Below are 22,545 nucleotides of genomic sequence, written 5' to 3'. Positions count from 1 at the left end.
GAAAGGGAGCGAACACCGTGACTAACCCAGATGCCAGCGGCCACTGGGGCGAATTCGGGGGACGCTTCGTCCCCGAAGCGCTCATTGCCGCCCTCGACGAGCTCGAGGCCGCCCACACCGCCGCGCTCGCGGACCCCGCCTTCGTAGCCGAGCTGGACAAGCTGGGCCGCGAGTACGGGAACCTGCCGTCGCCGCTGTACTTCGCCGAGCGGCTCTCCGAGGAGGCCGGGGTCGAGGTGTGGCTCAAGCGCGAGGACCTGAACCACACTGGCGCGCACAAGATCCGGAACGTACTCGGGCAGGCGCTCCTGACCAAGCGGATGGGCAAGACCCGCATCATCGCCGAGACCGGGGCGGGCCAGCACGGCGTCGCCTCGGCGACCGCCGCGGCCTATTTCGGGCTGGAGTGCACGGTGTACATGGGCGAGGAGGACACGCGCCGCCAGGCGTTGAACGTCGCCCGGATGCGGCTGCTCGGCGCTGAGGTCGTGCCGGTCACGACCGGTTCGCGGACGCTGAAGGACGCGATGAACGAGGCCCTGCGCGAGTGGGTCGCCTCCGTGGACCACACGCACTACCTGATCGGCTCGGTCGGCGGGCCCGCGCCGTTCCCGCAGATGGTGCGGGACTACTGCCGGGGGATCGGGGACGAGGCGCGCGCGCAGTTCCTGGAGCGCACGGGCACCCTTCCCGACGTCGTCGCGGCCTGCGTCGGCGGCGGTTCGAACGCGATGGGGATCTTCACGGCGTTCCTTGACGACACTGACGTCAAGCTGTTCGGGTTCGAGGCGGGCGGGGACGGCTACGACACAGGCCGCCACGCCGCGACGATCACGGCCGGGCAGATCGGCGTGCTCCACGGGGCGCGCACGTTCGTGCTGCAGGACGAGGACGGGCAGACGATCGAGTCGCACTCGATCTCGGCCGGGCTCGACTACCCGGGTGTCGGCCCCGAGCACGCGCACCTGGCCGCGACCGGCCGGGCCTCGTACGAGCCGGTGGACGACGCGGAGGCCATGGCGGCGCTGGAGAAGCTGGCCCGCACCGAGGGCATCATCTGCGCGATCGAGTCGGCGCACGGCCTCGCGGGCGCTTTGCGGCTCGCGAAGGGCCTGAAGGCCGGTTCGCGAGTGCTGGTGAACCTCTCGGGGCGCGGCGACAAGGACATGGGCAACGTGGTCGAGTACTACGGCTTCGAGAAGGGCGAGTAGATGCTGCACGCTGCGGACGCTTTCGCGAAGACCCGGGCCGAGGGCCGGGCGGCGCTCGTGGGGTACCTGCCCGCGGGCTACCCGACGCTGGCCGACTCGATCAAGGCCGTGGAGATCATGATCGACCACGGGGCCGACATCATCGAGCTGGGCCTGCCCTATTCGGACCCGGTGATGGACGGCCCGGCGATCCAGAAGGCCGCCGACCAGGCGCTCGCGGGCGGGTTCCGGACCCGGCAGGTGTTCGAGGTGACCGAGGCGGTCGCGGGCCGCGTCCCGATCCTCGTGATGACGTACTGGAACCTGGTGGAGCGGTACGGGGTCGACCGGTTCGCGGCCGATTTCGCGGCCGCGGGCGGGGCCGGGCTGATCACGCCCGACCTGATCCCGGACGAGGCGGACGAGTGGATCAAGGCTTCGGACAAGCACGGTCTGGACCGGGTGTTCCTGGTCGCGCCGTCGTCCACTGAGGAGCGGATCGCTTCGACGGTGGCGGCGTGCCGCGGGTTCGTGTACGCGCAGTCGGTCATGGGCGTCACCGGCGCCCGCTCGGCCACGTCGGCGGTCGCGCCCGCACTGGTGGAGCGCACCCGCAAGCACACGGACCTGCCGATCGGCGTGGGCCTGGGCGTGCGCAACGGCGACCAGGCCGCCGAGATCGGCGCGTACGGCGACGCCGTGATCGTCGGTTCGGCGATCGTCAACTGCTACCTGGACTCCGAGGACATCCCCTCGGGCCACCAGAAGCTCGCCGAGCTCACCGCGGACCTCGCCGCGGGCGTGCGGCGGTAATACGGTTCGGCGGCCCCGCGGGAGCACTCCCGCGGGGCTTCGCCGTGCCCGGGGCCGGTTCGCGGGCTTTGCGGCAGGCCGCGGGGCCGCCGCGGCGCGCAGGCGTGGGACCGGCTCGGGGCCGTGCAGCGGGCCGGACCCTGAACCGATAGGTTTACTCGTCGTGGACCTCGCATATATCCCGAGCCCGTCGGAGTCCGTCTGGCACCTCGGCCCCATCCCGATCCGCGCCTACGCACTCTGCCTGATCGCAGGGATCGTCGCCGCCTGCTGGATCGCCGAGGCGCGCATGCGCTCCAGGGGCGCCCCCAAGTGGGCCGTGCTCGACATCGCCGTGTGGGCCGTGCCGTTCGGCATCGTCGGCGCCCGCCTCTACCACGTCTTCACCAGCCCCGACGCCTACTTCGGGCCCGACGGCGACCCGTGGAAGGCCCTCGCGGTGTGGGAGGGCGGCCTGGGCATCCCCGGCGCGATCCTCCTCGGCGGCGTCGGCGTCTGGCTCGGCTGCCGCCAGCTGAAACTGCCGTTCGCGATGGTCGCCGACGCCTGCGTCCCCGGCATCCCCGTCGGGCAGGCCATCGGCCGCCTCGGCAACTGGTTCAACCAGGAGCTGTACGGCAAGCCCCTCGACGCCTGGTGGGCCGTGTCCATCGACGCCGACCACCGCGTCGCCGGGTACTCCCAGTACGCGACCTTCCACCCCACCTTCCTGTACGAACTGCTGTGGAACCTCGGGGTCGCGCTGGTCGTGATCCTCGCCGACCGCAAGTGGAAGTTCGGGGCCGGGCGCGCCGTCGCCCTCTTCGTCCTCCTGTACTGGACGGGCCGGTTCTGGATCGAGGGCCTGCGCATCGACCCCGCCGAGGGAGCGATGGGCCTCCGGCTCAACCAGTGGGTGAGCATCGTCGTCGTGGTCGCCGCCATCGCCTACCTGCTCCTGGTGCGCGGCCAAAGGAAGGTGTTCGTCCTCGACGGCGGCGAACGCGTCCTCGTCGGCTGGAACTCCGCTGAGGCCCAGGCCGCCGGGTACGTCGACGGCGCCCTCCCCAAGGGCGCCGAGCCGGGCGAGATCGAGTCCGCCGCGTACGAGGCCGAAGCGGCCGAGGACGACGCCGTGCCCGACCGGCCCGAGGACGACGCCGTCCCCGACGAGCCGACCGCCGAGGACGCCTCCGCAGACGAGGACGACTCGGCCGAAGCGGGCAAGACCCGCGACGACAGCTGACCGCCGCCGATCCCCCCAGGCAGGTGCAGATGCAGAACCGAAGAGCCGTAGTCGTCGGCGCCGGCGTCGCCGGGCTCGCCAGCGCGATCGTCCTGTCCCGGTTGGGCTGGCGGGTCGCGCTGCTGGAGCGGCGCGAACGCCTCAAGGGCGACGACCTCGGCATGGTCATGTGGGCCTCGGGCGTGCGCGCGCTGCGCGCGCTCGGGGTCGACGCGATGCTCGACGCCTCCGGGACGCCGGTCGACCGGTTCGAGATCCGCAACGAGGAGCGCCTGTCGAGCTCGTTCGCGGCGGCGGTGCTCGGCGCGGACGACAGCACGCCGTCGGTGATGGTGCACACCGCGATGCTGTACGAGGCGCTGGTGTCGCGCCTGGGCGACAACGTGGAGGTGCATCCGGCCACGCAGGTCGACCGGATCGACATGGTCGACCTGGCGGCCGGTGACGCCTCCCGGCGCTGGGACGCGGACCTGGTGGTCGCCGCTGACGGCGTCGACTCGCCGACGCGGCAGCTCATCGCCCCCGGATCGCCCACAGTGGACGCCGGGGTGGTGTGCTTCCGCGGGCTCGTGCCCGCCCACCGCGCCCCGGAGCGGACCACGGACGCCGTCGAGATCTACGGGCCCGACCGGCGCCGGTTCGGCTTCGGCGACCTCGGGCACGCGGGCGCGTGCTGGTGGGCGACCGTGCCGGGCGGGATGCGGCCGGAGTCGCCGCAGATCCAGCACGAGCTCATCAACCGGTGGTTCGCGGACTGGCCCGACCCGGTCGGGAAGTTCATCGCCGCGACCCGGCCCTCGGAGCTGACGCAGCAGCCGGTGCGGTACGTGTGGCCGGTCCCGCCGGTCCTGCACCAGCCGGTCGGCAACGGCGGCCTGGTGCTGCTGGGCGACGCCGCGCACGGGGTCGCGCCGATTCTCGCGCAGGGCGCGAGCCTCGCCCTGGAGGACGCGGTGACGCTCGGGTGGGCGCTGCGGCGCAGCCCCGAGTCGGTGCCCGCCGCGCTCGGCTCCTACGACCGGGCCCGGATGGCGCGCGTCAAACGGGTCGCGCGCCTGTCGAAGCGGGTCCACACGATCGCGTCGGGCGGGCGGGGGATGACCAAGAGCCTCCTGCGCGCGGTACCGGATTCGTGGGTCCAGCACCAGGCGGCGTCGCTGTCGGACTGGCAGCCGCCGCGGTAAAGGTGAACGGAGGGTCTGCGCAAATCGGACATTGATGGGCCCCCGGTTTCAACCCTGTCACAGGGGTACGACACCTCCCGGGTCGCGTAGGGACTGGCGCGCACCCGCCGCCGTGATTACGCTTTCGGCTCATGGAGATCCGTGACGCCCGCCCCGAGGACTGGCCAGCCGTGTGGGCCTTCGCCGCCCCGATCGTCGCCTCAGGGGAGCACTTCGTGTGGGAGCCCGACACGCCCGAGGAACGCCTGCGCGCCTACTGGATCGAGAAGGAGCCGCCCGCGTGCGCGCTCGTCGCTGAAGTCGACAACCGCGTCGCCGGGATCGCCGAGATCCACCCCAACCAGCCCGGCCGCGGCTCGCACATCGCCAACGCCGGGTTCATGGTCGACCCGGCCGTGCGCGGCCAGGGCCTCGGCCGCGCCCTCGGCGAAGCCGCCCTCGCCCGCGCCAAAGCCGACGGCTACACCGCCATGCAGTTCAACGCCGTCGTCGCCACCAACACCCGCGCCGTCGACCTGTGGCACTCCCTCGGCTTCCGCACCCTCGCGGTCCTCCCCGAGACCTTCCGGCACCCGGTGCGGGGCCTGGTCGGCATGCACCTCATGTTCCGTGAACTGTGACCCGCGCAGCACCTGTGTAGCATCGCAACCGATATGAACGAACTGCGCGAGTCCATCCTCTCCGTAGGCGTCGCCGACCCCGAGACGGCCGTCAGCGTCCACGCCCTCCTCGGCTCCGACCCCGCCCTCCTCGCCCGGGCCGGCGACCTGCCGCAGAACCGGCAGGAGGCCGACACCTGGGTCAAGGCCGCGTTCCTGCGGCCCGAAGGGCCCTTCCTCGAGACCGCGGCGGGCGCCGTCGCCGACGTCCTCGGCGAAGCCCCCGACAAAGCGGTCGACGACGTCCTGACCGCCGTCACCACCCGCCCCCGCACCCCCTACGACCTGCGCGCCACCACCGGACTGTCCGAAGCGGACCTCGACGTGCTCCTCCCGCGCCTCGAAACGGCCGGACTCATACGCGCCGAAGCGAACCCGCTCGAACCCGACGCGCCGTTCTGGACCATGGAGCACCGCCTCGCGCGCTTCCACTACGCGATGCTCGCCCCGCACCTGGCGCGCTGGCGGCGCGGGTACATCACCGACAAGCTGTGGCGGATGACCCACGCCCGCTGGGACCGGTACGTGTGCCGCCCCGAGTTCCACCGGCTCGCCCGCGAATGGGCGCTCAACGACCCGGCCGCCGTCCAGACCACGCGCCTGACCGTCCCCGACCCGCGCTTCCGGCAGCTGCGCACCATCGAGCTCGTCGCGTGGAACGAAGCGGGCGAACCGATCGCGCTCGGCACCACCCGCTGGAAGTTCCAGATGGTCGAACGCCAGCTCAAACGCCTCCGCTACGTCAGGCGGCTCCTCGGCGACCCGCAGACGCGCCTGTACTGCATCGCGCCGCGCGTCGAGGCCGCGATCGGTGCCGACCCCGACCCGGACCTGTTCGTGATCGGCCCCGCGCAACTGCTGCGGCGCGGCAGCGGCGAGCCCGCGAACCCGCAGGAAACAGCCCCCAAAGGTGACTTACACCCCATTTCCCGGCTGGTTGGCGCGAAGACGCGACGGGTAGGCTGAGGCTTCTTTCCCCGTACCCGAATCCTTGAGGAGTGACGATGGCGGCAAGCGTGGACGCGGTAGTGGCGGGAGCCGGTGGGTTCATCGGCGGGCACCTGGTGGCGAGCCTCCTCGCCGAAGGCAAGACCGTTCGCGCCGTCGACGTCAAGCCCCTCGACGAGTGGTACCAGGTGCACGGCGACACCGAGAACCTGCAGCGCGACCTCGCCGACCTCGAGGCGTGCCGCGAGGCCGTCGGCGACGGCGCCGGCGAGGTGTACAACCTCGCGTGCAACATGGGCGGCATGGGCTTCATCGAGAACAACAAGGCCCTGTGCATGCTCTCGGTGCTCCCCTCCACCCACATGCTCATGGCCGCGAAGGACGCCGAGGTCGGCCGCTTCTTCTACTCCTCCTCCGCGTGCGTCTACGCCGGCTACAAGCAGACCGAGGCGAACATCGCGCCCCTGAAGGAAGAGGACGCCTACCCCGCCGACGCCGAGGATGGCTACGGCTGGGAGAAGCTGTTCTCCGAGCGCATGTGCCGCCACTTCCGCGAGGACTTCGGCCTGGAGACCCGCATCGCCCGCTACCACAACATCTACGGCCCCGAGGGCACGTGGGACGGCGGCCGCGAGAAGGCCCCCGCCGCGACCTGCCGCAAGATCGCCCTCGCCGCCCTCAAGGGCGAGAAGAGCGTCGAGATCTGGGGCGACGGCGAGCAGACCCGCTCCTTCACCTACATCGACGACTGCGTCCACGGCACCAAGATGTTCACCCGCGGCGACGTCACCGAGCCCCTGAACCTGGGCTCCTCCGAGCTGACCACCATCAACAACCTGTACTACCTGGTCGCCGACATCGCCGGGATCGACATCGAGCTCAAGCACATCGACGGCCCCCTGGGCGTGCGCGGCCGCAACTCGGACAACACGCTCATCCAGAAGTACTACGGCTGGGAGCCGTCGATCAGCCTCCGCGAGGGCATGACCAAGACCTACGAGTGGGTCTACAACGAGGTCAAGGCCAAGTACGGCCTCTAATGTCCGACCCGAAGCTCCGCCGCGTCGACGTCCTCGGCGTCGGCGTCTCCACCGTCAACCAGGACATGGCGCTCGCCGAGGTCACCCGCTGGGTCGAGACCGGTGAACGCCAGTACGTGTGCGTCACCGGCGTGCACGGCGTCATGGAGTCCCAGCGCGACCCCGAGCTCCTGGCCATCCACAACGCCTCCGGGCTCACCACGCCCGATGGCATGCCGATGGTGTGGGCCGGGCACAAGGCCGGCGCCGACTGGATGGACCGGGTCTACGGGCCCGACCTGATGCTCAACGTGCTCGCCCGCGCCGCCGAACGCGGCTGGACCTCGTTCCTCTACGGCGGCAAGGACGGCGTGCCCGAACTGCTCGCCGAGAAGCTCGCCGAGCGCATCCCGGGCGTCAAGTTCGCCGGCATGTACTCGCCGCCGTTCCGTCCCCTGACGGAGGAGGAGGACGAGGCAATTGTCAAGCGCATCAACGACTCCGGCGCGCAGCTGGTGTGGGTGGGGCTCTCGACGCCGAAGCAGGAGCGCTGGATGGCCGCCCACCGCGACCGCCTGAACGCCCCCGCGATGTTCGGCGTCGGCGCGGCGTTCGACTTCCACGCCGGGCTCGTCCCGCAGGCCCCGCCGTGGATGCAGCGCAACGGCCTCGAATGGTTCTACCGGCTCACGAAGGAGCCCAAGCGCCTCTGGCGCCGCTACTTCAAGAACAACCCGGCCTACCTGCGAGCCATCCGCAAGCGCCCCCCGTTCCTGCGCGACTAGCCGAAACGCCTTCACCGCCGCCGAGCTTCCCTTTTGGGAGCTCGGCGGCGGCTTTCTGTCGTACCCCTCTGCCAGGGTTGAAACCGGGGGCCCATCAATGTCCGATTTGCCGGGACCCTCCGCTCACGTTTCGCGCCCGCGAACGATGTCGGACCCGTGGTGCAGGGTTGATGTCGGGGGCCCATCGATGTCCGAATTGTGTAGACCCTCCGCTCACATTCGGCTCCGCCCCACTCTCCGCACTCTCCCCGCCCTCCTACCCCGCGAGGCGCAGCGGCGCTAGGCTGTGGCGCATGGTCGACATTCCCAAAGAGATCACGCTCACCGGGCACCACCCGCGCATGGCCGTCGTGTGGTCGGTCCTGTCGGCCGAGATCGAGCGATTCGCCGCCGGGACCGGAGCGACCCTCCGCATCCTCGACGTCGGCGGCGGCTCCGGCGGATTCGCCGTCCCCCTCGCCGAACTCGGCCACGACGTCACCGTCGTCGAACCCAGCGCCAACGCGCTCGCCTCCCTCCGCCAGCGCGCCGCCGACGCGGGCGTAACCGACCGCGTCCAAGCCGTCCAGGCCGACGCCGACGAACTCCCCGACGTGGCCGAACCCGGCACCGCCGATCTCGTCCTGTGCCACTCGGTCCTGGAGATGGTCGACTACCCCGACTCCGCGCTCGACGCCCTCGGCCGCGTCTGCGCGCCGGGCGGCGCCGTGAGCATCCTCGTCGCCAACCGCATCGCCGCCGTCCTCGGCAAGGCCCTCGCCGGGCACTTCCAGACCGCGCTCGACCTGCTCACCCACGTCGACGGTGTGGTCCCCGGCCGCGACACCATCAAGCGCCGCTTCGAGACCGCGACGCTCACCGCGCTCGTCGGCGGCTCCGGCCTCGTCACCGAGCAGGTCCACGGCGTCGGCGTCGTCGGAGACCTCCTCCCGGCCGCCGCCGCGAAGGGCGAGACCGGCGAGGCCCTGCGCGAGTTCGAACTCGCCACCGCCGCACGGGTTCCCTTCCGGGACATGGCCACCCACATCCACCTGCTCGCCCGCAAACCCAAGCTCTGACCGGGGGAGCGACCCGCACCGCCGAAAGCGTCTGACCGCGCTCGATCGGACGGACCGACCGCAGACCGCGTCCGGGCCAGCCCGGCCCGGCCGGGTCTACGTCAAGATGCGTAGACGCATTTACGTCCTCGTGCCGAAGGCGATCGGGCCGCAGGACCGTAGCCTGGACGAATGACCACGCCAACCGCCTCCCGGACCAGGATTCCGGCCCTCGCCTTCGATATCGGCCTCGCCGCACTACTCGCGGTCCTCACGGCCGGTACGACGATCGGCGCGGCCGACGACCACCATCCCGGGCCGCTGGCGTTCGTCCTCATCGGCGTCACCGCCGCGTTCCTGGCGGTGCGCCGCCGCTGGCCCGAGATCGCGCTCGCCGGGTCCCTCGCGGGCCTCTACCTGTACTTGTTCCTCGGCCTGCCGGAGGGCCCGATCTACATGCTCCCGGCGGTCGCGGTCTTCTTCTTCGCGTTCGCGCGGCCGCTCAAGACCGTCCTGATCGTGCTGGCCGGGCTGTTCGCGGTCAACACGGCATTCCAGACGTTCGTCCTCGGCGATATCCCCGACTTGTGGGTGAACGCCAGCATCACCCTCGTGTGGCTCGGCATCGCCGCCGCAGGCGGGCGGATCGTTCGCGAGGCCCGCCATGCGAGGTCGCGTGAACGAGAGGCCGAGCGTGATCGGTACCGGGCCGACGAGCGCGTCGAGATGGCCCGGGAGATCCACGACGTGGTCGGCCACAGCCTGGCCGTGGTCAGCATGAACGCCGGTGTGGCCCTGCACGTCTTGGAAAAGCACGGTCTGGAGCAGCAGCAGGGCGCGCCGCCGGAGGTCGTCGAGAATCTTCAGGCGATCCGTGACGCCTCGACCCGCGCGCTCCAGGACCTCCGCGCCACTCTCGCGCCGCTGCGCCAGGGCCGGCAGCCCGAGCTGCGCCCGACCGGCGCGATCGCCGATATCGAGCCCCTTGTGGAGGCGATCAGGACGGGCGGGCTCGACGTCGGGTACGCCGTCTCCGGCGAGCCCGGGATCGTGCCCACCAATATCGCCGCCACCGCCTACCGGGTGGTCCAGGAATCGCTGACGAACGTCATCCGCCACGCCGAGGCGACCAGAGCCGAGGTCCGGATCGACTGTGACCCAACGTGGATTCGCATCCTCGTCGAGGACGACGGCCGCGGCGGGCCGATCGACTTCGACAGGATCGGCCAAGGTGTCACAGGCATGATGGAGCGTGTCGTCACCAGCGGCGGCGTCTTCAGCGCCGCGCCCCGGCCCGGCGGCGGATTCGCTGTCAAAGCCGACATGCCCTACGTCCCCAGCACCGCCTGACCACCAGCCAGCTATCGCTTGCCAACGCCCCCAACGGAGGACCGCGCATGATCGAACTCGTGATCGCCGACGACCAGAGCCTCATCAGGATGGCGCTGCGCAACCTCTTCAACAGCGAGGGCGACATCCACGTCGCCGCCGAAGCCGAGAACGGCCAGGAGGCCTGGGACCTCGTGTCGCAGCTGCGGCCCGACGTGGCGCTGCTCGACATCCGCATGCCCGGCATCGACGGGCTCGAAGTGCTGCGCCGCATCAGCCGCGACGAGGCCCTGGCCGCCACCCGCGTCGTCATGATCACGACGTTCGAGGTCGACGACTACATCTTCGACGCACTCTCCAACGGCGCCGCCGGATTCGTCATGAAGGACGCGCCGCCCGAGGACCTGCTGAAGGCAGTGCGGCTCGCCGCCGCCGGGGACTCGCTGCTGAGTCCTGACGTCACCCGGAAGGTCATCAACGCGTACGCCGAACGCGGCACGAGCACCGGGAAGCCGCACCCGAGCCTCGGCGGCCTCACCGAACGCGAGTTGGAGATCCTGCGGTGGGTCGCCACGGGCTTGGCGAACGACGAGATCGGCGAGCGGCTGTTCATCAGCCCCGCCACGGTCCGCACCCATGTCGGGAAGCTCCTCACGAAGCTCGCCGCGCGCGACCGCGCCGGACTGGTCGCCATCGCGTACCGGTCGGGCCTCGACATCCCGGAGGTGTGAAGGACGCCAAGGAAGGAAGGGAGGTGAAGGGGGCCGGCGGGGGCCGGTGAGCGGGCGGCGATGCCGCGCCCGGGCTGAGACGGGAGCAGGCGGTGAGTGGGCGCCGATGCCGCGCCCAGGCGGACGGGAGCAGGCGGTGAGTGGGCGCCGATGCCGCGCCCGGGCTGAGGCGGGAGCGGGCGTGAGCGGGCGAGTGGTGCGGGCTGCACTGGGCGGCTGCTGAAGTCGACTGCGGATGCGGACCGCGCGGGGCGCCCGCGGGCCTTGGCCGGGGGCGCGTTGGTCACGCGAGTAACAGCGTGTCGCCGCATAGGACGTTGGTGGTGCGGCCGTCGGCGTCCGCGACCTGCCAGAAGAGGGCTCCGCCGGAGCACGGCGCCGACGCCGCGTCGGCCTCTTCGAGCGTCATGGCCCGAGGCGGTTCGATCGCGACCGTGTCGACCACGACGTACAGGGCCTCGGGCAGGTCGCAGGGGACCGTCCACCACCGGTCGCTGTCGTCGAAGCAGGAGCCAGTGTCCGGCATGATCGGGACCCGCCCGACCGCGTCCGGGTTGCCGATCGCTTCGACGCACACCAGCTGCTCGACCACGAGCGTGGCGCTGTCGTAAGTGAAGTACCAGTCCTTCCACAACTCGCCGAGCTGCAGCCTCGCGTACTCCGCGCCGCACAGGTCGACGGCGACCTGGGTGTCGGCGAGCGAGCCGTCAGGGGTCACGCCGGCCGCGGTCGTGTCGCTGGAGTTCGTGATCCTCCAGAACGCGTCGGTGCTGTCGCACGCGGTCGAGAGGTCGAAGCCGAACGGGGCCAGCTGCGGCTCGTACGGCAGGCACGAGCTGGTGGGGACGTTCGGCTGCCCAGGCTGGTCCTGCTCGCCGGAGTCCTCTTCGGATGGCGCCTCTGAGGTGCTCGAATCGGTTGCGGCCTCGTCGTTCCCGCCGCGCATCATGTTGATGCCGATCACGCCGAGCACGCCCGCGAGGAGGACCCCGACGGCGACGACGACGCCGATGATCAGGCCGGTGTGCTTGCGTTCCGGGGGCGGCGGCCCGTACTGGTACTGCCCGTAGCCGCCCGGCGGGAACTGCGGAGGCTGCTGCCCGCCCGAGTACTGCTGCGCGCCTTGGGATTGCCACGGGCTGCCGTACTGCGGGCCGGTGCCGCCCGGCGGCTGCGGCCATCCTGGCTGCTGCGCGCCGGGCTCCGGGGACTGCGGGTCGGGGCCGCTCTGCTGCGGGGGCTCTTCGGGCGGCTGCCATCCGCCCTGCGGGGACTCCCGCGGGTCCCCTCCTTCAGGCGGTCCGCCCTGGCTGGGAGTCTGGGACATACCACCAGAATATGAGCCCTACTCGTTTCAAAGCGGGGAACGGAACGACCCGCGGACCGCCGCGCCGCAGCCGTGCGCGAACGTGACCGCCGCAGGCGCGGCGCCGCGCAGCACCGGTCAACCGCCGCCCACGCCCCGCGCACCCCGCGGCATGCCGCATCGGTGCATGGTGTGGCCGAACCGACACGAAACCGGCTAGCCTCGGGCCATGCCTTCGAGCCCGTACCTCACGGCGATGCGGCCCGCCTACGGCACCGGCACGCTCGCCGATGTCATGCCGACCGCCCTTGCGGCCCTTGGACTCCCGACCCGAGGCGTCAACCTGCGCAGCGCCGAGCTCGACGGCGTCCGCCGCGTCGCCGTGCTCCTCCTCGACGGCTTCGGCTTCCACCTCCTCGGCCAGGCCGCCCAGGCCAGCGCCACGGTCGGTGCCATGCACCACGGCGAACTCGGCACCCTCACCCCGATCACCGCCACCGTGCCGTCCTCGACCCCGATCAGCCTCGCGTCGCTCGCGTGCGGCCTCCCGCCCGGCGAGCACGGGATCATCGGCTTCACCGTGCGCGTGCCCGACACCGGCGACCTGGTCACCCACATCCGCTGGGACGGCGCGCCCGACCCCGAGACCTGGCAGCCCGAGCCCACCTGCTTCGAGCAGGCCGACGCCGAGGGCGTCGTCTGCACCGTCGTATCGAACGGGACGTTCCGCGACACGGGCCTGACCCGCGCGATCTACCGCGGCGCCGACTGGCTCCCCGCGATCGCGCCGCACGAGGTCGCCGAAGGCACGATTGCGGCGCTGGCGCGCGGGGACCGGAGCCTGGTGTACGCGTACCTGCCGGACGTGGACACGGCCGGGCACTTCCACGGGATCGGCTCGCCGCAGTGGCTGGAGGCGGTCGCGAAGGTCGCGGAGGCGATCGACGGCATCCTGACGGGCCTGCCTCGGGACGCGGCGCTGCTGGTGACGGCCGACCACGGGATGGTCAACATCACCGACCGGCTGCATGTGGACCGGCGGCCCGACCTGACTCACGGGGTCGCGGCGGTCGCCGGGGACGGGCGGATGCGGTACCTGTACGCCGCGCCGGGCGCGGTCGAGGACGTGCGGCAGGCGTGGACGGCGGCGGTCGGCGACCGCGCCGAGGTGATCGACCGGGACGAGGCGGTCGAGCGCGGCTGGTTCGGCCCGAAGGTCACTGCGGCGGCGCGTGAGCGCATCGGGGACCTGGTGGTGGCCTGCCGGGACACGTTCGCGATCGTGGGCGTGGAGGGCGAGCCGCCGCATGTCGCGAGGCTCATCGGCCACCACGGCGGCCTGACGGCGGCCGAGATGGCGGTACCGCTGTGGAGCTACCGCAACGGCTGAGGCATGGTCGCGGCCGGGGCGCGGGGCGCGGGGCGCGGGGCGCGGGGCGCGGGGCGCGGGGCGCGGGGCGCGGGGCGCGGGGCGCGGGGCGCGGGGCGCCTGCGGCGCCCGCGTGGCGGGCGTAGGGCGTGCCCCTTCCCACCCGCATCCGCCTCCGACCAACCGAAAAGGACCACACTCCCACACGGGTCCGACACGGATGCGTTTGCGCTGCGGGCGGCTCGGTCGGGGGCGGTTGTCGGTCCCTGTGGTTAGGCTTCGGGGGTGGCCAGCGATCTTCATAGGTTCATCGGGCCCGGGCTGTCCGATGACGGCCTCGGGATCATGCACGTCGACATGGACGCGTTCTTCGCCTCGGTGGAGATCGCGCGCGACCCCTCGCTGCGCGGGAAGCCCGTGATCGTCGCCGGGCTCGGGCCCCGCGGGGTCGTCTCCGCCGCTTCCTATGAGGCCCGCAAGTTCGGGGTGCACTCGGCGCTGCCGACCGCGATCGCGCGCCGCCGCTGCCCGCACGGCGTGTTCCTGACACCGACGACCTCGTACGGCGAAGTGTCGCGGGCGGTCATGGCGATCTTCCGCGAGTTCACGCCGCACGTCCAGCCGATCTCGGTTGACGAGGCGTTCCTCGACGTCGCGGGCGCGCGCAGGCTCATCGGCTCGCCCGTCGCGATCGCCCGCGCGATCCGCGAGCGCGTGCGTGCCGAGCACGGCATCACCTGCACGGTGGGGATCGCGTCCACGAAGTTCCTGTCGAAGCTCGCCAGCGAGGCCTCCAAACCCGACGGGCTCGGGGTCGTGCCGCGGGCGACCGAGCTGGAGTTCCTGCACCGCCTGCCGATCCGCTCGGTGTGGGGGATCGGCGAGAAGACCGCCGAGAAGCTGACGCGGCTCGGGATGCGCACGGTCGGGGACCTGGCGCGCTTGGACATCGAGAGTCTTTCCTCGTCGGTGGGGACGGCCAGCGCGGAGCACCTGTACGCGCTGTCCCGGAACATCGACCCTCGGCCGGTGCGGCCCGAACGGGTCGAGAAGTCGATCTCCAATGAGACGACTTTCGATACGGATGCTCCTGACGGTTCCGTTTGGGGGCCGGTGCTGCTGGAGTTGTCTCGCAAGGTTGCTTCTCGGGCTCGGGCCGCCGGTTGGGCCGGGCGCGGGGTGACGGTGAAGATCCGGTTCGGGGACTTCAAGACGATCACGCGTTCGAGGATGCTCGCCGCGCCCACGGACGTGGGGCGCGAACTCTATGCGGCCGCAAGGGAACTGGCGGATGCGGCGGCGACGGCGCCGGTGCGGCTGATCGGTGTGAAGCTCGATCACCTGGTCGAGGCGGCTGCGGTGGGCCGTCAGGTCGCGCTCGGCGAACCGGAGCACGGCTGGCGCGATATCGAGGCGGTGATGGACGAGGCGAGCGCGAAGTTCGGGAAGGGCGCGGTGCGCTCGGCGGCGCGTCTGGCGCGGCGGGACTCGCGTGTAGACACCCCGGATTCGGGGAACCCGCGCCGGTGAGCGCTATTGCGCCGGGGCGTCCCCGTCAGCGTGCGCATCGTGGCCAGAACGGACTGATTCAAGCACGAACTGCCTTCCGCCTCGGGCGAAAGCCTCGTAGACTTGGATGCAAGCAGTGGAGTCGCCGGCTTGGCGGCGGCTCCGTCGAGCACTAGCGCAGGAGGAGTGTCGTGCCGCTCTCCGACCACGAACAACGTCTGTTCGAGCAAATCGAGCAGTCCTTGTCCGAAGACCCGCAGTTCGCCTCTGCTGTGCGCGCCCACGACCCGGCGCACGTGACCCGGCGCAGGCTCATCCTGGCCGGGATCGTCTCGGTCATCGGCATCGGCGTCGTCATCGGCTCCGTTATCGCCGGGGGCGATGTCGCGATGTTCGGCGCGCCGATCGGCGCGGTCCTCATGTTCGGCGGTCTGATCCTCGGTCTGTGGGCGCAGCGCCGCGGCACGAACGTGAAGCTGAAGGCGGTCGACGGCAAGGCGAGCCGGTCCACCGGCGGCTCGAAGTCCCCCAAGCCCGGCGGGTTCACCTCCCGCATGGAGGAGCGGTGGCGCCGCCGCCGCGACAACGGTGACATCTTCTAAGACGTGAGCGCTGCGGCACGAGCGGCAGCGAGCGAAAAACCGGCCCGGCGGGGAAACCCGCCGGGCCGGTTCGCGTTCAGCAGTCTTTAGCGGCCGCGGAGCATGGCGCGGCGCGCGCCCTTCCCGGCGTTGGCGCTGGTCGGGATCGGGCCCTTCGGGATGGCCATGCCGATGCCGAGCGCGTCGAGGCGCTTGGCGATGTGGTTGGCGTCCTTGGAGTCGATGTTCTTGGGCAGCTTCATGAGGCGCTTGCGGACCTCGGTGACCGAGAAGTCGTCGCCGGAGGTCTCGCCGACGAGGAACGTGTACACCGGGGTCGAGCCGACGACGCGGGAGATGCGCTTCTTCTCCTGGCCGAGGAGCTTGCGGACCTTGCCGCCGCCCTCGCCGAGGAGCACCACGCCGGCCTTGCCGACCGCGCGGTGGACCATCTGCGTCTCGGACAGGGCCGCGACGCCGGGGGTGACCTGCCAGCCGCGGATGCCGTCGATGAGCGCGTACGCCGCGCCCGGCTTGCCCACGGCCTCCTTGTTCACCACTTTGCTGGTGCGCATGTTGAGCACGATCAGGCCGGCCAGGAGCGCCACGAACAGGGCGCTGACGTACCAGAGCAGGGAGAACTTCGCGAAGACGACGAGCGCGGTGATGATCGCGAAGGGCAGCAGGATCGCGGCGGCCTCCAGCGGCAGGAACAGCTTGTCCCGCTCGTTGGTGAACTTGATCGCCATCCCGATGGTCTTCATCCGGGAGCCGAACGTCTCTTTTTCCTGCTGCTTCGCCATGTCGTCAATTCTAGTGGTCGGTCTCGCGAACTAAGCGGGGGCTGCGGCCCGTGCGTCGATCGCTTGTTTGTACAGCCGCCCGGCGCGGTACGAGGAGCGCACGAGCGGGCCGCTCATGACCCCGGCGAACCCGATCTCCTCGGCTTCGGCGGTGAGCTCCACGAACTCCTCGGGCTTGACCCAGCGGTCCACCGGGTGGTGGCGCTTGGTCGGGCGCAGGTACTGGGTGATGGTGATGAGCTCGCAGCCGGCGGCGTGGAGGTCCTTGAGCGCCTGGGAGACCTCGTCGCGAGTCTCGCCCATGCCGAGGATCAGGTTCGACTTGGTGACCAGGCCGTCTTCGCGGGCCTTGGTGATCACCTCGAGGGACCGCTCGTAGCGGAACGCGGGCCGGATGCGCTTGAAGATGCGCGGCACGGTCTCGACGTTGTGCGCGAGGACCTCGGGGCGGGAGGAGAAGACCTCGGCGAGCTGCTCGGGGACCGCGTTGAAGTCGGGGATGAGGAGCTCGACGCCGCAGCCGGGGACGGCCGCGTGGATGCGGCGCACGGTCTCGGCGTAGAGCCAGGCGCCGCCGTCGTCGAGGTCGTCGCGGGCGACGCCGGTGATCGTGGCGTACTTCAGGCCCATGGTCTGCACGGACTCGGCGACGCGGCGGGGCTCGTCGCGGTCGAGCGCGTCGGGCTTGCCGGTGTCGATCTGGCAGAAGTCGCACCGGCGCGTGCACTGGGAGCCGCCGATGAGGAACGTCGCCTCCCGGTCCTCCCAGCACTCGTAGATGTTGGGGCAACCGGCTTCTTGGCAGACCGTGTGCAGGCCTTCGCTCTTGACGAGGCCTCGCAGCTCGGTGTATTCCGGGCCGGTCTTGGCCTTGACCTTGATCCAGGAGGGTTTCTTCTCGATCGGGGTCTGGGCGTTGCGCACTTCGAGGCGCAGCATCCGGCGTCCTTCAGGCTGTACGGAAGTCACCGGCCCAGCCTACGCCGCGCACGCGCCGGACGGCAGGTGTCGCTGGGCACAGCGGCGCGCGCGGCGAAACGTAGGATGACGTTCCCGCTGGTCTAATAGGGGCGAGTCGAGCAGGGGAGCAGCGATGGAACTCATTCACCAGGGCAAGGTCCGCGACGTGTACGCCGACGGCGGCGACCTGGTCCTCGTCGCCTCCGACCGCGTCAGCGTCTACGACGTGGTCCTTCCCGCCGAGGTCCCCGGCAAGGGCGCGCTCCTGACCGCGTTGAGCCTGTGGTGGTTCGAGCAGCTCGCCGACGTCGTCCCCAACCATGTGATCTCCGCCGAGGACGTCCCCGCCGAGTTCGCGGGGCGCGCGGTCCGCGTCAAGCGCCTGGAGATCGTGAAGGTCGAGGCGATCGTGCGCGGCTACCTCACCGGCTCCGGTCTCGCCGAGTACGAGAAGTCCGGCACGGTCTGCGGGATCGCGCTTCCTGAAGGCCTCGTTGACGGTTCGCGCCTGCCCGAGCCGATCTACACCCCTACTTCCAAGGCCGATGTCGGCGACCACGACCTGCCGATGACGTTCGAGGAGACCGCCGACCTCGTCGGCGCGGACCTCGCCGCCCGCGTCCGGGACCTCGCGCTCGAGCTCTACCGGCGCGGCGCCGAGATCGCCCTGTCGAAGGGCATCATCATCGCCGACACCAAGTTCGAGTTCGGGATCGACAGCGACGGCAACCTGCTCCTGGCCGACGAGGCGCTGACCTCCGACTCGTCGCGCTTCTGGGACGCCGCCGGGTGGAAGCCCGGCCAGACCCAGCCGTCCTTCGACAAGCAGTACGTGCGCGACTGGGCCCGCTCGACCGGCTGGAAGCCCGACGACGCCGACGCCCCCGAGATGCCGCAGGACGTCATCGACGCCACGCTCGCGCGGTACATCGACGCGTACGAGCTGCTCACCGGCCGGACCTGGAGCTAACGGGCTCGCGGTCACCCGCGGCACCCATACCCGCACGTCCCAGCCGCCCTCGGGCGTCGGGCCCGCCGCGAAGCGGCCGCCGAGCAGTTCGGCGCGCTGCTTCAGGCCCAGCAGGCCGTGCCTCGAGCTCGGCAGCTCCAGCACCGGCCGCGAACCCGGGGTGTTCACGACGCTGACCTCCGCGCCGTCGCCCGCGTTCACTACCGCGACTGTCACGGCCGCGCCCGGGGCGTGCTTGCGGGCGTTCGTCAACCCCTCCTGCACGGTCCGGTAGATCGCGCGCTGCCCGGCCGGGTCGAGGCCGACGATCCGCTCGACGTGGAGCTGGGCTTCGATCCCCGAGCCCTCGACGAGCACCTCCAGCTGGTCCAGCGTCGGCTGCGGCGTCAGCTCGGTCGCCCGCGACCCGGAGACCCGCAGCACCTGCACCATGTGCCGCAGCTCCTCCAGGGTCGTGACCGACAGCCGCCGGATCGTCGAGGCGATCTCGCGGCTCTCCTCGTCCTGCGACCGCACCTGCAGCGCCCCCGCCTGCACCGCGATCAGGCTGACCTGGTGCGAGACGACGTCGTGCATCTCCCGCGCCAGCTGGGCCCGCTCGGCCGCGAGCGCCTGCTGGGTGAGCAGCAGCTGCTCGTGCTCGCGGGCCTCCTCGACCTCGGCGAGCCGGTCGGCCATGCCCTGCCGGGCCTTCTGGCTGTACCCGAGGATCGCGGGCACCACCGCCATCAGCACGTAGAAGAGCGACGAGCGTAGCGTCCACTCGAAGGGTTCCAGGCGGGCGGGAAGCTGCTCCCACGCTTCCGCGAACGTCGGAGCCGCCCATGGACCGAAGAACGCGTCATAGATGTGCGCGCCCTGGACGACGAAGCAGAACACCAGCATCAGCGTCGCGGTGATCGACAGCCACGGCCGCCGGGACTGGCGGGTCAGCGTGTACAGCGCGATCATCGAGGCGACCTTCTCGAACACCAGGAACGCCGCCGGGAGGGTCACCAGGAACACCAGGAACGGCCACCGCCTGCGCAGCAGCAGCGCGGCCACGCCGATGCACGCGAAGGTCGCGGCCGGCTGGTTGGACACGTGGAGGACGGTCGCCAGGTGGACGATCGCGACGGCCATGACGCCCGCGTCCCACCACCACTGCGGGATCTTCTCGGGCAGGCCGAACCTCGTCACTCCCCGTCGCCCTTGAGCAGGCCCGCGTCGTGCGCGGCGAGCGCGGCCTGCACCCGGTTGGAGACCTGCAGCTTCGTGAGGATCGACGAGACGTGGTCCTTGACCGTGCCCAGGCCGAGGAACAGCTCCGCGGAGATCTCCCCGTTCGACTTCCCTTCGGAGAGCAGGAGCAGGATCTCCTTCTCGCGTTCGGTGAGCCGGTCGATGCGCGGGTTCGCCCTGGTCTCGGCGGACCGGTCGAGGTACCCGGCGACGACGGCGCGCGTCACCTTCGCCGAGAGCACCGCACCCTCGGTGACCAGGGCACGCACCTGGTAGGCGAGGTGCTCGGGCTCGGTGTCCTTGAGCAGGAAGCCCGCGGCGCCGAGCCGCAGCGCCTCGTACACGTACTCGTCGGTGTCGAACGTGGTCAGCGCGGCCGTCACGGGGGGATGCGAGAGGTGGCGCAGGCGCTTGAGGACCGTGAGCCCGTCGACGTCGGGCATGCGGATGTCCAGGAGCACGACATCGGGCCGCAGGGCGAGCACGCGGTCGACCGCGTCGGCGCCCGAGACCGCGTCCACCACTTCGATGTCCTCAGCGGCGCTGAGGATGTGGGTGAACCCCGAGCGGATCAGCGCCTCGTCGTCGACGATGAGCACTCGAATCACGTGCGCCTCCTGTGGCCTATTCGTTATGTGAACGCTCATCATCCCTGGAAGCGGCCACCCGCTGCAAGTCGGGTACCCGCTCATCCACATGGCGGGTTGGTATTCCCGACCTTCGGCGGGGCGACTCGGGACCTTCGGCCGGACCCGGAGAAGTCCATCGGACGGTTTTTCGGAGGGTCCTTCACCGGGGCGGCTCCGGCACTTCGCCGGAGGCAAACGCGCTCTCGCTGAACGAATCTGGAAGTCCCCCCTGACCTGACCCACCGATTTGGAGGCACCATGTGCGGCTTCGCAGTCCGTGCCGGAGCGAGCACCGACCCCGACGGGACCCGGTTCGCCGCCGCCCTGGAGCTCATCAGCCACCGCGGCCCCGACGAGACGGCCGTCCTCGCCGCGAGCCCGCAGGTCCTCATGGGCTTCAAACGGCTCTCGATCATCGACGTCGAAGGCTCCCACCAGCCCATGCGGCGCGGCGACGGCGCCGACAACGAGCGCTACTCGATCGTGTTCAACGGCGAGATCTACAACTACGTGGAACTGCGCGACGAACTCGTGCGCGTCCACGGCGAGACCTTCGCGACCCGCGGCGACACCGAGGTCATCCTCGCCGCCTACCGGCACTGGGGCCCCGACGTCGTCCACCGCCTCCGCGGCATGTTCGCGTTCGTCATCTACGACCGCTCCGCCGACCTGCTCTTCGCCGCCCGCGACCCGTTCGGCATCAAGCCCCTCTACTGGACCCAGTGGGACGGCGCGACCTGGCTCGCCAGCGAGAAGAAGCTCCTGCCCGGCCTCACCCACCCGGACATGATCGCCGCCGACCAGACCGCGCACTACGCGACGTTCCAGTACGCGCCCGAACCGGCGACCCTCCACCGGCACGTCCACCGGCTCGAAGCCGGGCACTTCGCGATGTTCCGGGCCGGCGCCGAACCGCGCCCGCAGCGGTACTTCGAGCCGATGTTCAAGCCCCGGCCCGTCGAGAACCCCGAAGCCCTCCACGGCGAGATCCTCGCCGCACTGCGCGACTCCGTGCGCATCCACATGCGCTCCGACGTGCCCGTGGGCGCGCTCCTGTCGAGCGGTATCGACTCCACGGCCGTGGTCGCGCTGGCTCGCGAAGTGAACCCGAACCTGCTGACGTTCACCGCGCAGTTCACCGACCCCGGCCTGTACGACGAGCTCGAAGTCGCCGCCGCTTCCGCTGCGGCCCTCGGGGTCCGCTCGATCCCCGCGCCCGTCTCGGTCGACGACGTGATCCGGGAGCTGCCGAAGATCGTGTGGCACCTGGACGACCCGGTCGCCGACCCGGCGCTCGTCCCGCTGTACTTCGTGACGAAGAAGGCCGCCGAGCACGTCACCGTCGCCCTCGGCGGCGAAGGCGCCGACGAGCTGTTCGGCGGGTACACGATCTACCACGAGCCGCACTCGCTCAAGCGCCTCGAATCGCTCCCGGACCCCGCGAAGGGCCTGCTGCGCAAGGCCTCAGCGGTCCTGCCCGACGGCGTCAAGGGCAAGAGCTTCCTCGAGCGCGGCACCGCCGAGCTGCGCGAGCGGTTCGTCGGCAACGCGAAGATCTTCACCGGCGACGACAAGCGCCGCCTGCTGCGACACGAGGCCCCGCCGTACCGCAACGTCACCGACCCGATCTGGGACGAGTCGGCGCACCTCGACCCGACCACGCGCATGCAGCACATGGACCTGCGCACCTGGATGAAGGGCGACATCCTCGTCAAGGCCGACCGGATGTCCATGGCGCACAGCCTGGAGCTGCGCGTGCCGTTCCTGGACCGCGCCGTGTGGGAGGTGGCCTCCCGCGTCCCCGTCGAGCAGCGGCTCCAGGGCCGCCAGACGAAGGTCGCGCTGCGCCGGGCCGTGCAGCACATCGTCCCGCCCACGATCGTGGAGCGCCCGAAGCTCGGCTTCCCGACCCCGCACCGGCAGTGGCTGGCCGGGCCCATGTTCGAATGGGCCGACCAGGTGCTCGCCTCCAGCGGCTGCGGGCACCTCCTCGACCTCGAGTTCGCGCGCGGCCTGCTGCGCGCCCACCGCGCCGGGGAGGCCGACAACGCCCGCAAGGTGTGGGCCGTCATGGTCTTCTGCCTCTGGTACTCCCAGCTCGACCGGCCCCCGCTCGGCTGGGACCGCGTCCGCGCCCCCCGGACCGCGACCGGGTCGGACAGCCACGGCCTGGTCCACCAGGCCGCCTAGGGCCTGTCCTGCGAATCAGGGAGCGGCGGTATCCGAGTCCGTTTGTTCGCTCGCAAGGCGGAAGGCCCTCCGAATACCGGTGTTGTA

The 22,545-nt window shown here is 71.0% G+C and carries 21 protein-coding genes and 1 pseudogene; 17 read left to right on the top strand and 5 right to left on the bottom strand.

Features of this window, described 5'->3' with window-relative positions:
- Window positions 1-17: 17 nt before the first annotated feature.
- The 11 genes from trpB (at window position 18) to ACZ60M_RS23505 (ending at window position 10,920) form a co-directional block, all read left to right on the top strand.
- The gene (trpB, locus tag ACZ60M_RS23555) at window positions 18-1,211 is read left to right on the top strand and encodes a tryptophan synthase subunit beta (RefSeq protein WP_465421377.1); all 1,194 of its coding nucleotides are present in this window, start codon (window positions 18-20) and stop codon (window positions 1,209-1,211) included.
- Window positions 1,212-2,003, top strand: coding sequence for a tryptophan synthase subunit alpha (gene trpA, locus ACZ60M_RS23550; RefSeq protein WP_465421375.1), 792 nt, complete (start codon window positions 1,212-1,214; stop codon window positions 2,001-2,003).
- A 163-nt stretch (window positions 2,004-2,166) separates the two neighbouring features.
- Window positions 2,167-3,228 carry a prolipoprotein diacylglyceryl transferase gene (gene lgt, locus ACZ60M_RS23545; RefSeq protein ID WP_465421374.1) on the top strand — a complete coding sequence of 354 codons (1,062 nt, stop codon included), beginning with the start codon at window positions 2,167-2,169 and terminating at the stop codon, window positions 3,226-3,228.
- A 29-nt stretch (window positions 3,229-3,257) separates the two neighbouring features.
- The gene (locus ACZ60M_RS23540; RefSeq protein ID WP_465421372.1) at window positions 3,258-4,412 is read left to right on the top strand and encodes an FAD-dependent oxidoreductase; all 1,155 of its coding nucleotides are present in this window, start codon (window positions 3,258-3,260) and stop codon (window positions 4,410-4,412) included.
- A gap of 131 nt (window positions 4,413-4,543) precedes the next feature.
- Window positions 4,544-5,032 (top strand): GNAT family N-acetyltransferase, encoded by a 489-nt coding sequence (locus ACZ60M_RS23535; protein WP_465421371.1) that lies wholly within the window; start codon window positions 4,544-4,546, stop codon window positions 5,030-5,032.
- Window positions 5,033-5,065: 33 nt separating this feature from the next.
- A complete protein-coding gene (locus tag ACZ60M_RS23530) occupies window positions 5,066-6,037 on the top strand; it encodes a hypothetical protein (protein ID WP_465421369.1) in 972 nt (323 codons plus the stop codon).
- A 38-nt stretch (window positions 6,038-6,075) separates the two neighbouring features.
- Window positions 6,076-7,059: an NAD-dependent epimerase/dehydratase family protein gene (locus ACZ60M_RS23525; RefSeq protein WP_465421367.1), complete on the top strand. Its 984-nt coding sequence runs from the start codon at window positions 6,076-6,078 to the stop codon at window positions 7,057-7,059.
- On the top strand, window positions 7,059-7,823 hold the full coding sequence (locus ACZ60M_RS23520) for a WecB/TagA/CpsF family glycosyltransferase (protein WP_465421366.1): 765 nt from the start codon (window positions 7,059-7,061) through the stop codon (window positions 7,821-7,823). The genes ACZ60M_RS23525 and ACZ60M_RS23520 overlap by 1 nt, the downstream gene beginning before the upstream one ends.
- Window positions 7,824-8,116: 293 nt before the next feature.
- Window positions 8,117-8,881 (top strand): methyltransferase domain-containing protein, encoded by a 765-nt coding sequence (locus ACZ60M_RS23515; protein ID WP_465421365.1) that lies wholly within the window; start codon window positions 8,117-8,119, stop codon window positions 8,879-8,881.
- Between the two features lie 171 nt (window positions 8,882-9,052).
- The gene (locus ACZ60M_RS23510; protein WP_465421363.1) at window positions 9,053-10,210 is read left to right on the top strand and encodes a sensor histidine kinase; all 1,158 of its coding nucleotides are present in this window, start codon (window positions 9,053-9,055) and stop codon (window positions 10,208-10,210) included.
- A gap of 47 nt (window positions 10,211-10,257) precedes the next feature.
- Window positions 10,258-10,920, top strand: a complete 663-nt coding sequence (locus ACZ60M_RS23505) for a response regulator (protein WP_465421362.1) — start codon at window positions 10,258-10,260, stop codon at window positions 10,918-10,920.
- 283 nt (window positions 10,921-11,203) lie between these two features.
- Here ACZ60M_RS23505 and ACZ60M_RS23500 read toward each other — a convergent pair whose 3' ends face one another.
- Complete coding sequence (locus ACZ60M_RS23500) at window positions 11,204-12,247, bottom strand: hypothetical protein (protein ID WP_465421361.1); 1,044 nt, start codon at window positions 12,245-12,247, stop codon at window positions 11,204-11,206.
- Between the two features lie 208 nt (window positions 12,248-12,455).
- Between ACZ60M_RS23500 and ACZ60M_RS23495 the strand changes: the two genes are divergently transcribed.
- From ACZ60M_RS23495 to ACZ60M_RS23485, 3 genes are all read left to right on the top strand, one after another.
- Window positions 12,456-13,616, top strand: a complete 1,161-nt coding sequence (locus ACZ60M_RS23495) for an alkaline phosphatase family protein (protein WP_465421360.1) — start codon at window positions 12,456-12,458, stop codon at window positions 13,614-13,616.
- Window positions 13,617-13,940: 324 nt separating this feature from the next.
- Window positions 13,941-15,125, top strand: coding sequence for a DNA polymerase IV (gene dinB, locus ACZ60M_RS23490; RefSeq protein WP_465421394.1), 1,185 nt, complete (start codon window positions 13,941-13,943; stop codon window positions 15,123-15,125).
- A 170-nt stretch (window positions 15,126-15,295) separates the two neighbouring features.
- Window positions 15,296-15,706 carry a DUF3040 domain-containing protein gene (locus tag ACZ60M_RS23485; protein WP_465421359.1) on the top strand — a complete coding sequence of 137 codons (411 nt, stop codon included), beginning with the start codon at window positions 15,296-15,298 and terminating at the stop codon, window positions 15,704-15,706.
- An 86-nt stretch (window positions 15,707-15,792) separates the two neighbouring features.
- Here the strand turns inward: ACZ60M_RS23485 and ACZ60M_RS23480 are convergent, their stop codons facing one another.
- On the bottom strand, window positions 15,793-16,488 hold the full coding sequence (locus ACZ60M_RS23480; RefSeq protein ID WP_465421358.1) for a DUF4191 family protein: 696 nt from the start codon (window positions 16,486-16,488) through the stop codon (window positions 15,793-15,795).
- A 30-nt stretch (window positions 16,489-16,518) separates the two neighbouring features.
- Entirely contained in the window at window positions 16,519-17,427 is a 909-nt protein-coding gene (gene lipA / locus ACZ60M_RS23475) for a lipoyl synthase (protein WP_465421392.1), read from the bottom strand.
- Window positions 17,428-17,581: 154 nt separating this feature from the next.
- Between lipA and ACZ60M_RS23470 the strand changes: the two genes are divergently transcribed.
- Window positions 17,582-18,418, top strand: a complete 837-nt coding sequence (locus tag ACZ60M_RS23470) for a phosphoribosylaminoimidazolesuccinocarboxamide synthase (protein WP_465421356.1) — start codon at window positions 17,582-17,584, stop codon at window positions 18,416-18,418.
- A 474-nt stretch (window positions 18,419-18,892) separates the two neighbouring features.
- Here ACZ60M_RS23470 and ACZ60M_RS23465 read toward each other — a convergent pair.
- Window positions 18,893-18,994 (bottom strand): annotated as a pseudogene (locus ACZ60M_RS23465) (histidine kinase); the annotation flags it as partial.
- 271 nt (window positions 18,995-19,265) lie between these two features.
- Between ACZ60M_RS23465 and ACZ60M_RS23460 the strand changes: the two are divergent.
- Complete coding sequence (locus tag ACZ60M_RS23460; protein ID WP_465421355.1) at window positions 19,266-19,613, top strand: hypothetical protein; 348 nt, start codon at window positions 19,266-19,268, stop codon at window positions 19,611-19,613.
- Here the strand turns inward: ACZ60M_RS23460 and ACZ60M_RS23455 are convergent.
- Window positions 19,594-20,247 (bottom strand): response regulator, encoded by a 654-nt coding sequence (locus ACZ60M_RS23455; protein ID WP_465421353.1) that lies wholly within the window; start codon window positions 20,245-20,247, stop codon window positions 19,594-19,596. The two genes, ACZ60M_RS23460 and ACZ60M_RS23455, sit on opposite strands and share 20 nt — an antisense overlap.
- Window positions 20,248-20,526: 279 nt before the next feature.
- Here ACZ60M_RS23455 and asnB point away from each other — a divergent pair, with 279 nt between their 5' ends.
- Complete coding sequence (gene asnB, locus ACZ60M_RS23450) at window positions 20,527-22,458, top strand: asparagine synthase (glutamine-hydrolyzing) (protein ID WP_465421351.1); 1,932 nt, start codon at window positions 20,527-20,529, stop codon at window positions 22,456-22,458.
- Window positions 22,459-22,545 lie beyond the last annotated feature (87 nt).

It is taken from the genome of Glycomyces sp. NPDC050141, from assembly GCF_055586545.1.
Note: the sequence above shows the minus strand (reverse complement) of the source record. Positions and strands in the feature narration are given on the sequence as shown.

Excerpts from the sequence above, each read along its gene's own strand:
- trpA (WP_465421375.1), top strand. The coding sequence starts at position 1,212 with ATGCTGCACGCTGCGGACGCTTTCGCGAAGACCCGGGCCGAGGGCCGG.
- ACZ60M_RS23540 (WP_465421372.1), top strand. The coding sequence starts at position 3,258 with ATGCAGAACCGAAGAGCCGTAGTCGTCGGCGCCGGCGTCGCCGGGCTC.
- ACZ60M_RS23535 (WP_465421371.1), top strand. The coding sequence starts at position 4,544 with ATGGAGATCCGTGACGCCCGCCCCGAGGACTGGCCAGCCGTGTGGGCC.
- ACZ60M_RS23530 (WP_465421369.1), top strand. The coding sequence starts at position 5,066 with ATGAACGAACTGCGCGAGTCCATCCTCTCCGTAGGCGTCGCCGACCCC.
- ACZ60M_RS23525 (WP_465421367.1), top strand. The coding sequence starts at position 6,076 with ATGGCGGCAAGCGTGGACGCGGTAGTGGCGGGAGCCGGTGGGTTCATC.
- ACZ60M_RS23520 (WP_465421366.1), top strand. The coding sequence starts at position 7,059 with ATGTCCGACCCGAAGCTCCGCCGCGTCGACGTCCTCGGCGTCGGCGTC.
- ACZ60M_RS23515 (WP_465421365.1), top strand. The coding sequence starts at position 8,117 with ATGGTCGACATTCCCAAAGAGATCACGCTCACCGGGCACCACCCGCGC.
- ACZ60M_RS23510 (WP_465421363.1), top strand. The coding sequence starts at position 9,053 with ATGACCACGCCAACCGCCTCCCGGACCAGGATTCCGGCCCTCGCCTTC.
- ACZ60M_RS23505 (WP_465421362.1), top strand. The coding sequence starts at position 10,258 with ATGATCGAACTCGTGATCGCCGACGACCAGAGCCTCATCAGGATGGCG.
- ACZ60M_RS23500 (WP_465421361.1), bottom strand. The coding sequence starts at position 12,247 with ATGTCCCAGACTCCCAGCCAGGGCGGACCGCCTGAAGGAGGGGACCCG.
- ACZ60M_RS23495 (WP_465421360.1), top strand. The coding sequence starts at position 12,456 with ATGCCTTCGAGCCCGTACCTCACGGCGATGCGGCCCGCCTACGGCACC.
- dinB (WP_465421394.1), top strand. The coding sequence starts at position 13,941 with ATGCACGTCGACATGGACGCGTTCTTCGCCTCGGTGGAGATCGCGCGC.
- ACZ60M_RS23480 (WP_465421358.1), bottom strand. The coding sequence starts at position 16,488 with ATGGCGAAGCAGCAGGAAAAAGAGACGTTCGGCTCCCGGATGAAGACC.
- lipA (WP_465421392.1), bottom strand. The coding sequence starts at position 17,427 with ATGCTGCGCCTCGAAGTGCGCAACGCCCAGACCCCGATCGAGAAGAAA.
- ACZ60M_RS23470 (WP_465421356.1), top strand. The coding sequence starts at position 17,582 with ATGGAACTCATTCACCAGGGCAAGGTCCGCGACGTGTACGCCGACGGC.
- ACZ60M_RS23460 (WP_465421355.1), top strand. The coding sequence starts at position 19,266 with ATGTGCGCGCCCTGGACGACGAAGCAGAACACCAGCATCAGCGTCGCG.
- asnB (WP_465421351.1), top strand. The coding sequence starts at position 20,527 with ATGTGCGGCTTCGCAGTCCGTGCCGGAGCGAGCACCGACCCCGACGGG.